The organism is Clostridium gasigenes, from assembly GCF_017348895.1.
Taxonomy (GTDB): domain Bacteria; phylum Bacillota; class Clostridia; order Clostridiales; family Clostridiaceae; genus Clostridium; species Clostridium gasigenes.
Genome location: NZ_CP071376.1, coordinates 581,144 through 594,336, shown reverse-complemented (window position 1 = coordinate 594,336; position 13,193 = coordinate 581,144). Strand labels below are relative to the sequence as shown.

Annotated in this window: 13 protein-coding genes and 2 tRNA genes; 10 read left to right on the top strand and 5 right to left on the bottom strand. The window is 26.6% G+C overall.

Annotated features, from left to right (window positions below; translation table 11 throughout):
• Positions 1–11: 11 nt before the first annotated feature.
• From J1C67_RS02860 to J1C67_RS02845, 4 genes are all read left to right on the top strand, one after another.
• Positions 12–941 (top strand): ribonuclease H1 domain-containing protein, encoded by a 930-nt coding sequence (locus J1C67_RS02860; RefSeq protein WP_167865713.1) that lies wholly within the window; start codon positions 12–14, stop codon positions 939–941.
• Positions 942–1,074: 133 nt separating this feature from the next.
• Positions 1,075–1,248 (top strand): YtxH domain-containing protein, encoded by a 174-nt coding sequence (locus J1C67_RS02855; RefSeq protein ID WP_139164837.1) that lies wholly within the window; start codon positions 1,075–1,077, stop codon positions 1,246–1,248.
• Between the two features lie 462 nt (positions 1,249–1,710).
• Complete coding sequence (locus J1C67_RS02850; protein WP_167865712.1) at positions 1,711–3,012, top strand: helix-turn-helix domain-containing protein; 1,302 nt, start codon at positions 1,711–1,713, stop codon at positions 3,010–3,012.
• A 17-nt stretch (positions 3,013–3,029) separates the two neighbouring features.
• Entirely contained in the window at positions 3,030–4,292 is a 1,263-nt protein-coding gene (locus J1C67_RS02845; RefSeq protein WP_167865711.1) for a helix-turn-helix domain-containing protein, read from the top strand.
• Positions 4,293–4,348: 56 nt separating this feature from the next.
• Here J1C67_RS02845 and J1C67_RS02840 read toward each other — a convergent pair whose 3' ends face one another.
• Entirely contained in the window at positions 4,349–6,415 is a 2,067-nt protein-coding gene (locus tag J1C67_RS02840; RefSeq protein WP_167865710.1) for a helix-turn-helix domain-containing protein, read from the bottom strand.
• A 224-nt stretch (positions 6,416–6,639) separates the two neighbouring features.
• On the opposite strand from J1C67_RS02840, the gene J1C67_RS02835 reads away from it, so the two are divergent.
• Both J1C67_RS02835 and J1C67_RS02830 read left to right on the top strand, forming a co-directional pair.
• Positions 6,640–6,716, top strand: a tRNA-Arg gene (locus J1C67_RS02835).
• 7 nt (positions 6,717–6,723) lie between these two features.
• Positions 6,724–6,799 (top strand) — tRNA-Lys (locus J1C67_RS02830).
• A gap of 80 nt (positions 6,800–6,879) precedes the next feature.
• Here the strand turns inward: J1C67_RS02830 and J1C67_RS02825 are convergent.
• From J1C67_RS02825 to J1C67_RS02810, 4 genes are all read right to left on the bottom strand, one after another.
• A complete protein-coding gene (locus J1C67_RS02825; RefSeq protein WP_089968767.1) occupies positions 6,880–7,062 on the bottom strand; it encodes an alpha/beta-type small acid-soluble spore protein in 183 nt (60 codons plus the stop codon).
• An 88-nt stretch (positions 7,063–7,150) separates the two neighbouring features.
• On the bottom strand, positions 7,151–7,333 hold the full coding sequence (locus J1C67_RS02820) for an alpha/beta-type small acid-soluble spore protein (RefSeq protein ID WP_089968770.1): 183 nt from the start codon (positions 7,331–7,333) through the stop codon (positions 7,151–7,153).
• A gap of 236 nt (positions 7,334–7,569) precedes the next feature.
• On the bottom strand, positions 7,570–7,752 hold the full coding sequence (locus J1C67_RS02815) for an alpha/beta-type small acid-soluble spore protein (protein WP_089968772.1): 183 nt from the start codon (positions 7,750–7,752) through the stop codon (positions 7,570–7,572).
• Between the two features lie 207 nt (positions 7,753–7,959).
• Entirely contained in the window at positions 7,960–8,559 is a 600-nt protein-coding gene (locus J1C67_RS02810; protein ID WP_167865709.1) for an ECF transporter S component, read from the bottom strand.
• Between the two features lie 334 nt (positions 8,560–8,893).
• Between J1C67_RS02810 and scfA the strand changes: the two genes are divergently transcribed.
• From scfA to J1C67_RS02790, 4 genes are all read left to right on the top strand, one after another.
• The gene (gene scfA / locus J1C67_RS02805) at positions 8,894–9,031 is read left to right on the top strand and encodes a six-cysteine ranthipeptide SCIFF (protein ID WP_089968777.1); all 138 of its coding nucleotides are present in this window, start codon (positions 8,894–8,896) and stop codon (positions 9,029–9,031) included.
• 118 nt (positions 9,032–9,149) lie between these two features.
• Positions 9,150–10,505 (top strand): thioether cross-link-forming SCIFF peptide maturase, encoded by a 1,356-nt coding sequence (gene scfB, locus J1C67_RS02800; RefSeq protein WP_089968779.1) that lies wholly within the window; start codon positions 9,150–9,152, stop codon positions 10,503–10,505.
• Between the two features lie 31 nt (positions 10,506–10,536).
• The gene (locus J1C67_RS02795) at positions 10,537–11,760 is read left to right on the top strand and encodes a M16 family metallopeptidase (protein ID WP_167865708.1); all 1,224 of its coding nucleotides are present in this window, start codon (positions 10,537–10,539) and stop codon (positions 11,758–11,760) included.
• 9 nt (positions 11,761–11,769) lie between these two features.
• Positions 11,770–13,185: an aminotransferase class I/II-fold pyridoxal phosphate-dependent enzyme gene (locus tag J1C67_RS02790; protein ID WP_167865707.1), complete on the top strand. Its 1,416-nt coding sequence runs from the start codon at positions 11,770–11,772 to the stop codon at positions 13,183–13,185.
• Positions 13,186–13,193: the final 8 nt, after the last annotated feature.

Sequence of the window (13,193 nt, the reverse complement as noted above, 5' to 3'; positions counted from 1 at the left end):
AGAAAAAATTAATGGGTAAAAAAGTTTATGCTATAAAAGAAGGATTTGATTCTAAAAGCAGTAAAAAAATAGAAAATATAATAGTAAATACTTGGGCGGAGTGTTTGACATTTGTAAAAGGGGTAAAGGGAGCTAAGTATAAAAGCTTTGAAGATATTAATGAGGCTAAGAAGTTTTTAAATAATGGGGAAAAGTTATTAAGAAAAGAGAATAATGAATATCCTATGGATTGTCTTCATGTTTATGTTGATGGTAGCTATAACACTGCCACAGAAGAGTATTCTTATGGAATGGTTGCTATAAAAAATAATGTGGTTTTACATATCGAAAGTGGAGCCTCTAAAAATGAATCAGAGAGAAATATAAGACAAATAGCAGGAGAACTTGAAGGTGCTGTTAAAGGTGTTGAGTATGCATTATTAAATGGTGAAAAATCTGTAGTAATATTCCATGATTATGCAGGAATTTGTTATCATGCAACAGGTTTTTGGGAAAGAAGAGAAGAGTCTTCTAAAAATTATTATGTCAAGATGAATGAATTAATGAGATCCGGGGTTGAAGTTATATTTGTTAAAGTGGATAGTCATACTGGAGATTTGTTTAATGAACTTGTGGATGAAAAATGTAAAGAAAAATTAGGAATAGATTCAGACAAAACAGTAGCAAAGTGGTTAGATAAAAATATTATACAAGTTGCAAATGAGGAAGTAAAAGAAGAAATTATAAAAATTGCACCTGGTAGAGAAGTAAATATAGTAGTAGTTAAAGATAAGGGCTCAGTATTAAATGTTATAAATACAGAAACAAAATGTAATAATAAAAGTGTTGAAAATATAGTGAATAGAGCAGAGGTAATTAGGAATATAAATGAGATATTGTTTAAATTATCAGTAGAAGATCAATTGAAGGTATTAAATTATTCTAAAACATTAGGGATATGAAGGGAAATAACAAGTGAAATTTTTGAAGATGCATTAGATCAATAATAGTTTGCCATAAATTTCTTGGAGTAACATTAGTTTTATTACACATAATAATTGTACCAAGTAAAAATAATTAAATGAGGTGTTTATTATGGCAAAAATGATTAAAGGTCTAGCAGCAGGAGCAATGATTGGAGCTGCAGTAGGTATTATGGCATTCCCACAATTAGATAGAAGAACACAAAGAGGAATTAAAAAGACTAAAAGAAAAGTGATGGGAATGGCTGAAGGCGCATATGGAAATATTTTAGACTATATGAAATAGGATGTTTTAAAAAATATTTAGATTAATAGTATTTTTATAAGAAAAAAGGTATCGATGAAAAAGTCATCGATACCTTTTTTCTTATGGAAACAAATGTATTGTTATAGAATGAGTTAAAAAAAACCTTATACAAGGTGTTTTAAAAATAATAATAGCATAGAGCTAGAAATAGGAATAGATAGTACTAAATAATAGTTAATTATTAATGGAATGTATTTTATAGTTAGGAAAAAAATGACTGGTTTATTACCGTATTATAATGATATAATATAATAAATATAAAAAAAACATAGTAGAATAGAAAATATACTGTATTTTGACAAAAATAAGTTAGATTTTCAATTAAAAAACAATAATTTTATATTGTAATAGCTGTATATGTGATACAATTGAATAAATACACAAGATTTAGAAAATTATAACATTAAGATAAAGATACGAATAAAAAAGGATGAGTGAACAATGGAAATTCTTGCATTAGGTGAAAAAATTAAAAGAAGAAGAAAAGAATTGGGCATGACTCTTAAGGATCTTGCAGCAGATAGAATTACTCCAGGACAAATAAGTTTAGTAGAATCAGGAAGATCAAATCCTTCAATGGATTTATTGGAGTATCTAGCAGGGGCATTAGAGACATCTGTTGAGTATTTAATGGAATCAGAAGAAACTCAAGCAGAAAAAATAAGTGTTTATTATGAACAAGTAGCGGAATCATACATATTAGGTAGTGATTATACAACCGGAGAAAAATATATTGAAAATGCATTATATTATGCAGAAAAATATAATATAGAGTATAGAAAAGCTAAAAATCTTTATTTAAGGTCAAAAATTTACATGGCTAAAGAAGAATTAGTATTGGCCCAGCAATTTTTATTATCGGCGAATGTTATTTTTATAAAAAATAACAATTATGTAGAAATAGTAAATACATTTTTGAATTTAGGAAAAATTACTCTAAGTTTAAAAGCGTATCATTCTTCAAGTAGTTATTTGAGGCAAGCTGAAAAAGTTTATTTAGATAATGAGAGCGGAAGCGATGATTTATTGGGAGAAATATACTACTATATGGCACAAGCTTACTTTAAAACAGAACATATTGATAAAGCTATAAACTATTCATACTTAGCTAAAAAGAAGTTTGAACAAGTTCAAAATAGAGAAGAATATGCTAAAACATTATTATTATTATCGGAAGAATATAATAAAAAAGGTGATTTGATAAATGCTATTAAATATTCACATAAGACTTTAGAAGTTTATAAAGAACTTGATGAATTAAGCAATGTATCTCAAATTGAAAATAACTTAGGGAAATTATTTTATGAATTTGATAATTTAGAAGAATCATTTAAGCATTATGAGATTTCAAAAGATATTAGAGTTAGACGTAAAGATAATAAGGTAATTGAAACTTTAATTAATATTTGTGAAAATTATATTAAACTTAAAAATATTAATATGTGTGAACAAATATTAGAAGAAATTAAAAACTATTTAGGAGAAGAGGACATTGAAGAGTTAATAGAAGTTAACCTTTTATGGTACAGAATTTATACAATAAAGGAAATGGATAAGGAAGCGGAATATATACTAATAGATACGTATAAACTAGCTAAGACAAATGACTTATTAAATAAAGCCGGTCAAGTTGCTATTATGATTGGCAAATATTACATTGATAATAAGAAAGATTTTGAGGCAGCTAAATATTTAGATGAAGGAGTTACTATTTTTAAGAAAATTGGAATTCTTAAAGAGTAATTCAACCGGGGGTTTAAATGGAAATACTATCAACAGGTGAAAAAATAAAAAGGGCTAGAATATATAAAGATATTACTCTAAAAGAATTATGTGAAGATAAAATATCTATTTCTAAGATGAGTTGTATAGAAAATAGTAAGATTAAAGCAGATGAGAGCATATTAAGATATATAGCGAGCAGGCTGTCAGTAGATTATAGCTATTTGGTTCAAGATGTACATGAAGAAATAATAGTTAATATAGGTCTGATTAATAATAATTCAATTAGAGAAGAAGAAGTAGAAGAAGTGTTAAATCATAACATTCACTATTCTTTAGCATATAAATATTATGATTTAGCATTTGAATTAATGCATAAATTATTTTTATATTATGTTGAACATAATAAAATTGAAAAAATACAACTTATAACTTCACAGTATTATGATTTATATCAAAAAAATAATACTGAAGAAAGTACTATTCACTATTATAGAGATATGGCAACTTTCTTTTTAAGTATTGGAGAGTTTAATGAGTCTATAAATTATTATAGTAGAATTAGAGAAGTTATTGTAGCCAGTGGAATTAAAAACAAAAGTATATATGCTTATATTTGTTATAATCAAAGTGTAGTTTATGAAAAAATTAATATGATAAATGAATCATACACTATTTTAAGTGAATCTATTAAATATATAAATAGTATACAAGATGACATAGATAAAGGTGAAATATATCATTTCTATGCTAGTTTAAGTATAGTTTTAGGTAAAGATGATGCACATTTATATAAGGATTTAGCATATAAATATCAAAAGGATAATCCTATAGCTTTAGCAATTTCAAAAAGTAAAAATGGGAAATGTTATTTTTGCGTAGGAGAGAGAGAAAAGGCTATAAAAGAGATATTAGATGGAATTGAAACTTTTCCTATTGATAATAAGGAAAAATATGTTAAATTCTTGAACGAATGTATAAATACCCTTTATGAAAATAAAGAGTATGATAGGGCTTATGAACTAATAGAAACAGCTGTAGATATGTCTATTAATACTAAAGTTAATGAATTAATGGAAGAGGCTTATTATTTAAAGGGCATGATACTGCAAAAAAAAGGTATGTATATGCAAGCTGAAATGTATATGAACCTTTCTTTAGATTTCATATTTAAATGTGGTACAAAAGAAAAGATGTATAAGAGGTATTTAAATATGGCAGAACTCTATTATAACTTAAATGAACCAAAGGACTCTTTAAAGTATTTTACACTTGCAATGAAAATTGAAAGAAAATTTTAGAGAAAAATAACAAGTCAAATAGATTGACTTGTTATTTTTTTTAGACTTTTAAAATATTATTTTAAGTTTTTAATTACAATTAGTTTAGCTCCATATCCCTTTAACTCAACAACTATGTTAAGAATGGTACTTTTTTTAGCATACTTAAAATCAATTTTAGGAAAGGATGCTTTATGGATAATTTCTTTTTCTTCATTATTTAATCTATCGGGCGAACCCATAGATAACCAATAATTATATGAGGAACCTATTTCTTCATTAACCTCATAAGTAATTATACGAGAGGCATTTTTAACATTAACTATATTTAAGGAAAGTTTCTTTTTAGAAGCTTTTGCTTTGGATCTCTTTTTATAAATTTCCGTATAATTTAATTCGTTTTCTACATCATCATTATGAGAGTACAATAGTATGCAAAATTTATCATCTTTCTTAGTTACAATACAGCCAGGATCCATACATACAATTTCATCTCCAAGCTTACTTAAAAGATAGTAAGCGTAATAAGAAGGTTTTTTAATTCCCATATCATTAACTATTCCAGGAGCACCTATAAATACTTCGTTAGTTAGATAGACTTCTTTTTCTAAAACATCAAAAGCTCTTAAAAAATCTAAAGAATCTTTATTAAATATATTATTATGAATTATATAAGGAATCATAAAGGCTGTATCATATAATTTGTTTAGGTTTTTTACAGAGCTAAAAGTATCCTCTAAAATTTCACAATTATATTTAGTAGTTAATAAATTAGTTATTTCATTTTTAATTTCATCTGTTATAGTAGTTGAAAATTGAAATTTAAAGGTAGATAAATTTATAAAATCAATTTTAGAAAAATATTTAAAAAAACTATTAAGAACTTGTCTAAACCTATCTAATGAAAATAGTGGATTATCAAGAACTATAATAGGTTTTAAACTAATATAGTCTAAATATTCAATAACACTTTTAGTTCTATTCCAGTTACAAAATTCTGAGCTTGTGAATATCCCCATATCACTATTAAATAAATTTTCTATTCTGCCATAGTTAAAATGAATATCGTCTTGTATACCTTCTAAAATATCTTTATTGTCTTCAATTAATAAATCAAAAGCTTCACCAATGTTAATTATTTCTTTATAATGAGGAGTAAAGACATCGATATTTTCATCCATGTCAATATGTACTTTCCAAAGCTTATTTTCGTAATTAAATCTTTCATAATCTTCAAGATCATAGGATAAACAATCTAAAGCATCTTCTAATTGAAATAACTCAATATTTTTAAGCTTTTCAAGAGCCTTTTCACTTAGCTTATTTTTCTTTCTATATTGAAGTGGCGTACAATCATAATAAATTTTAAAATTTTTATTTAAATATCTTATATGAGAGAAGCCAACCACATCTGAAATATCAGAAATGCTCAAGTCTGAATCAAGAAGGAGTTTAACAGATTCCTCAACTCTTGTAATATTTATTAAATCTGTAAAGCTTTTTCCTGTAGCATATTTAATTTCATGAGATAAATATTGAGGACTTAAGAATTCTTTTTTAGCTATGTCTTGTAGTGTAATATTATTATTATAATTGTTGAATATATATTTAGATATTCTATGATATCTAGCTAATTGTTCTGTTTTTTCTTTAAGTTCCTCTTGTTCATAGGTTAAATAGTGGAAATTATTAATTAAATGATAAAGTAAATGAACAAGTAAGGATTCGACTTCCTGATCATAATCTTCAGATTTTTGAACAGTTTCACATAAAATACGAGCAAGGAAGGCTTTTAGTTCATAATATTCTTCGCTTTCTTGAGCATCATCGTCAGTAGAATTTGCATAAAAGAAAATATTGTTTATATCTTTATAATATTTTTCGAAAAAATAAGGATCTATATGAAAAATAAGTACTTTATTATCTTCATTGCTATAAATTCTATGAGCTTCATCTACATTTACAATTTCTAATTCCTTTTCTTTAATTTCAAAAGAATCCGTATCTATATTAATATTAATACTTCCTTTTAATACATATAAAATTTCAATAGAATTATGCCAATGTATTGGATATTCTTTTATATTAGCGTATGAAATTTTAATTGGTAAATCTAATGGATAGTTTATATATTCTTTTCTCATAAAACATCACCTTTTCTTAGTATATAGCTATTATACCCAACTTATAGCTTATAGTAAAATATAAGTCATGTTTAAAAAAATAAGTTAGATAAAAGAAAATAAAAAATAAACTTAAGTGAGATTTTGAATAGTATGAATTGTTGCGGAATTACAACATTTTAAAAAAACAAAAATAGTGTTGACCATTAAAGGAAAACACTGTATTATAGGATAAGTAGTAACAAGCGTCTTTAGCTCAGCTGGATAGAGCAATGCCCTTCTAAGGCATGGGCCAGGAGTTCAAATCTCTTAAGGCGCACCATATACTTGGTTCACTAGCTCAGTTGGTAGAGCACTTGACTTTTAATCAAGGTGTCCCGGGTTCGATTCCCGGGTGAGCCACCAAAAATAAATATTAATAATTTATTATTAATAAAAAAAAGAGAAACACTTAAGTGTTTCTCTTTTTTTTATCGTTATATGATTTACTTTATTCCACTTTCGTATTGTTGAACCATTCTTTTAACCATTTCTCCACCAACACTACCGCATTGTTTTGAAGAAAGATTTCCATTATAATCTGTAAATGGTACTCCCATTTCACTTGCTACTTCAGTTTTAAATTTTGATAATCCATTTTTTGCTTCTGGTACTAATGTTTTTGCCATAATAAATTCCTCCTTAAATTTGAAAAATAATTACCTGCTATAATACTTTTTTATTAGTTAATGTAATTAAAGAGTAAATATGAATAGTTTATTTTATTCCAGATTCATATTGATTAACCATTCTTTTAACCATTTCTCCACCAACACTACCGCATTGCTTTGAAGATAAATCACCATTATAGTCAGTGAAAGGAACTCCCATTTCATTTGCTACTTCAGTTTTAAATTTTGATAATCCATTTTTTGCTTCTGGTACTAAACTTTGTGCCATGATAATTCCTCCTTAAATTTAAGAGATTTTTTATTTACTTTAATGTTGTGACCAAATACACTATTCGATAAAGTGTATAAACGCATTTTATGAACTATTAAATATTTTTTTACTTTAATGTTACAAGTTAATATACCCATTGGACAAAAGGTATGAACGTATTTAGTTTAAAATTATAAATTAATATACTCATTGGACAAAGAGTATAAACGCATTTAACTAATTGGTAAATAATATTACTTTATTCCAGATTCATATTGATTAACCATTCTCTTAACCATTTCTCCACCAACACTACCGCATTGTTTTGAAGAAAGATTTCCGTTGTAATCTGTGAATGGAACACCCATTTCACTAGCTACTTCAGTTTTAAATTTTGATAAACCTTTTTTTGCTTCTGGTACTACACTTTGTGCCATAATAAATTCCTCCTTATTATTTAATATTTTATATTGTAAAGCGTTTCTGCTTTACAATACTATTGTGTGCATAAGTAAAATATATAACCTGCAAAGATTAATCCAATATAGGGAAAAAGAATAACAAAAAGAAAATATTGTAATAAAATGAGTAAAAGTGTATTAAAAAAAGCTCAAAACATAGTTTTGAGCTTTGGATATATATAATTAATTTTTCTTTATCTTTAATATTCCTATTACAACAGGAATGGTTATTACTGCTGATAATAGAGCTTCTGATAGTCCGTTGCTTAGACCAATACCTATCAAAGTAGTGCCTACAATATTAGGTGATAGTCCTAAAGCAGTAGCATACCTATCCAAATAGAATATGTATGTAAAACCTAAAACACCAATTGTATTAACTAAAGTTGCTATAACGGCAGCTATACCAATTGATAATTTGCGTTTTTTTAATTTGTTTTTTAATAGAGTATAAACATAAAAGGCTACTACTCCTACAAGTATTCTTGGGACAAGTGCGATTATAGGATTCCAAAATATAAATGATACTGGACCAGGAGCTGTAAAATTTTGATACATTGAAAATAAACCAAATATTAGCCCTACAAGAGCACCTACAATAGGTCCTTCAATTATACCACCAATTATAACTGGTATATGCATTATAGTAAGTCTGAAGGCTGGTAATGTTATAAAACCTAATCCTGAGACTCCTAAAAATATAGATATACCTGATAGCATAGCGATTACTACCATTTTCCTAATTTGTTCTCTCGATTTTCCAATTTCTTTGCTTTGAATCATTGTATAAATCCCCCTCGTTATTATTCCTTTTAGGATATAATTCGTAAAAATTTTTAAAATACTAGGTTCAGTTTCATATTAGAATACTGACTTTTTAATTTTACCATAAATATCAAAATAGTAAAGAGGTGGATGATATACAAATAGGATATTTTTTTAAAAAACTTTATTTAAATTTGAGAAGTTATTTATTTGGAAAAAAGTTAATGAATATTGAGATTTTATAAGCATTATCCTAGAATAAGGTAAATAAAGGCTTGCATATAGGACTATGTTATGGTGTGAAATTATGTTATAATTAGATGTTATATTTCGCAAAAAGGGGAGGATTAGTATGAAACACATAAAAACAATAAACAAACCAAATATCAAAAATAGTTTAGCAAAACCAGGATGTAAAGAATGTGCAAACTCATGTCAATCAGCTTGTAAAACTTCTTGTACAGTTGCAAACTTAGAATGTGAAAACTAAATTTTTAAGGGCAGTAACTTTATTGTTACTGCTTACTTTATTGTAAATTAAAACTAGTAGAAAAATTAAAATAGATAGTTATTAATATAAATTGTTAATATAAATGGAGGGAAAAAACATGGCTTCAATTCATAAATTTAAACAAGGTGAAAATTTCTTTGTTTTAGACGTAAGTACAGGTGCAGTTCATATTGTAGATGAGCTAGTATATGATTTAGTAAATGAAGAAAAGATGGAATCTAAAGAAGAACTTATAAATAAGTTTGGTAATAAATATGGTGAGGTTATTATTTCAGAGGCTTATGATGAAATAATGGAACTTGTCAGTGAAAATATATTATATTCAACTGATAACTATGAAGAAATAGCACATAGCTCTATGGATGATAGAGATTATATAAAAGCAGTATGTTTAAATATAATTCATGGTTGTAACTTAAGATGTAAATATTGTTTTGCTGAAGACGGAGAATATCATGGGAATAAAGGTATTATGTCACTTGAAACTGCAAAGCAAGCTATTGATTATGTAGTTAAAAGAAGTGGCCCAAGAAGAAATTTAGAAATAGATTTATTTGGTGGAGAACCAACTATGATAATGGGTACTATAAAAGAAATAATAAAATATGCAAGAGAAAATGAAAAAGCTTGGAAGAAAAATATTAGATTTACAATGACAACAAATGCTACTCTTTTAAATGATGATATGATGGATTTCATGGATAAGGAAATGGGGAATATCATTCTTTCATTAGATGGAAGAAAATCAGTTAATGATAATGTAAGAATTAAAATAGATGGAAGTGGATCATATGATGATATTATCCCAAATATAAAGAAAATGATTGAGAAAAGAACAGAAGGAAAGATGTACTATGTTAGAGGTACTTTCACTAGAGCAAATACAGATTTCTATGAAGATGTAATGGCTATGGTAAATGAAGGCTTTGATCAAGTTTCAATTGAACCAGTTGTTTTAGAAAAGGGACATGCACTTGCTATTACGGAAGAAGATCTACCAAAAATAATGGATAATTATGATAAATTATATGAAGAAATGTTAGAAAGAAAGAGAACTGGTAAGGACGAATTTAACTTCTATCACTTTAACGTAGATTTAAATGGTGGACCATGTGTTTATAAGAGAATATCAGGTTGTGGAGCAGGGTTTGAATATGTTGCAATAACTCCTCAAGGAGATGTATATCCATGTCATCAATTTGTAGGAAGAGAAGAATATAAACTTGGAACTATTTATGATGATAGTTATAATGCAGAGCTTGGAAAAGAATTTAAAAAGGCTCATATATACAATAAGCCTAAGTGCAGAGAATGTTGGGCAAGATTCTACTGTAGTGGTGGATGCCAAGCAAATAACGTTAGTTTTAATGGAGATATGAATGTTCCTTATGAAATAGGATGCAAAATGCAAAAGAAAAGAATTGAATGTGCAATTGCATTAAAGTCTGAATAAGGTATCTTAAAAAAAATCTTGGAGGTGTATTTTGAAGTCGTATATTTTAGAAAATAATTTAAAAATAATATATAAAAAAACAACTTCTAAGTTAACCTCTATTTCAATCTCTTTAGATGCTGGAGCTGCAGTAGATGGGAAAAGCCTCGGCATTGCCCATGCTACTGAGCATATGGTTTACAAGGGAACTAGCAAAAGAAATGAAAGTGAAATTAATAAAGATCTAACTAATATTTTTGGATTTCAAAATGCAATGACAAATTATCCTTATGTTATTTATTATGGTACTTTGTTAAGTAAAGATTTCAAAGCTGGAGTAGAAATATTTTCAGATATACTTATAAATCCAACATTTAAAGAAGCTGGATTTAAAGAAGAAATGGATGTAATTATTGAAGAACTAAAAGAGTGGGATGAGGAAGTTGAGCAATACTGTGAAGATTGTTTATTTCTAAATGCTTTTAATGATAGAAGAATAAAGTATCCTATTATAGGAACTTCAGAAAGTTTGAAATCTATCACTTTAGAACAAATAAAGTCTTTTCATAAAGAATTTTATTACCCAGGAAATATGACCATTGCTGTAGTATCATCATTGGAGTTTGAAAAAGTTAAAGATATTATTGGGAATTACTTTGCAAATTGGAATAATATTAGTTATAAAAGCATAGAAAATGTAATATATGAAAATCCTAAAGTCAAAACTTGTATAAATTATAGAGATGGAATAAATACTTGTAAGATAGAAATTATATTTCCAATACATTCATTAGATAATAATGAATTAAAAGCCCTTAGAATATTTAATGAGTATTTTGGTGAAGGTGTGAATTCTGTACTTTATGATAAATTAAGAACTAAAAATGGACTTGTTTATGATGTAATTACAAAAATTGCATATGAAAAACATATTAAACTATATAAAATTAATTTTAGCACTTCAAAGGGAAATTTAAATGAAGCATTAAGATTAGTTAATGACTGTATAGATGAAGTAAAAGATTTTGAAAGTTATATAGATCAACATAGAATTAAACAATTTATAAAAACATTAAAATTAAAAAGATTATTTAGAGAAGAGCAAGGTATTGTATTAGCTAAGGAATTATCTATTTATAGTACAATGTTTAATGATTATAAAGTATATTCAGAAGAATTTAATGGTTTAGATGAACTTACAAGTAGATTTATAGTTAGAACTGCATGCAATATATTGCAAAATCCATCTATCGAAATAGTTTGTAGTAGAGATTAGGGAGATAACATGGTTAAAAAAGAATTACCTTTATTAGAAGAATTATTAAAGTATCATAAAGAAAATAATTTAATCCTTTCAATGCCTGGAAATAAGTGTGGAAAAGGATTTTTAAGAGATGATATAGGACGTGAATTTGTAAATAATTTAGGCTTTTTAGATATAACAGAAGTTGAACCTTTAGATAATCTTCATTGTCCTGAGGGAATTATTAAAGAAGCTCAAGATCTACTAAGTAAAACTTATGGGGTCAAGAAAGCTTATTTTATGGTTAATGGAAGTTCAGGTGGGAATTTAGTTTCCATATTCTCAGCTTTTATAGAGGGAGATGAAGTATTAGTTGAAAGAAATTGTCACAAATCTATATATAATGGGTTAATACTTAGGAAACTTAAAGTTACATATATAGAGGCTATTATAGATAAAAAAAATGGAATTTTTCTTCCTCCTAATGAAGAAAATATATATAAAGCTTTAAAAAAGGCTGATAACCCAAAGGGAATTATTTTAACATATCCTAATTACTTTGGGATTTGTTATGACATAGAAAATGTTATAAAAAATTTGAAGGGTAAAGGTATGAAAATAATAATTGATGGTGCTCATGGTGCCCATTTTGGGGTTAGTGAAAAATTACCTAAATCAATAGTGGCATTAGGAGATTATGTTGTCTTGAGTGCTCATAAAACATTGCCTGCATTAACTCAAGGATCATATTTATTAGTTAATGAATATAATAATAATATTGAATTTTATATAAGTGCCTTTATGACTACGTCACCTTCTTATTTGATAATGGCCTCTTTAGATTATGGAAGATATTATTTAGATAAATATGCAGATCAGGATTATGAAAAGTTAATTATTTTAGCAGAAGAGTGGAAGAAAAAAATAAATACTATTAATAAAGTTCATATTTTAAATAAAGATGATTTGGAAGATGGATATGATTTAGACTTAAGTAGGTATTTAATTGTACTTAAAGATGGATATAGTGGACATAAGCTTTTAGATTATTTAAGAACTAAAAAAATACAAGCAGAAATGAGCTTTTCTTCTGGAGTAGTATTGATTTTATCCCCTTTTAATGCAGAGAAGGATTTTGAATATATATATAATTCTATAAATGAATTAGATTTAAATAGTTTAAAAGAAAATAGTAATATAGAATATTATAATGTGATACCAAGTAAGGTAATGGAACCTTATGAAGTATTTGAGAGTGAGTGGAAATTTGTTGATATAGAACAGTGTGAAGGGGAAATATCTAAGGATGCAATAGTTCCATATCCTCCTGGAATTCCATTAATTTGTGCTGGTGAAATAATTTCTAAAGAAATTATTAAAGTTATAAATAAGTATATTGAAAATAATAAAACAGTAATTGGTGTAGTTAATAAAAAGTTAAAGGTTTTAGAGATATGAAAAAATAG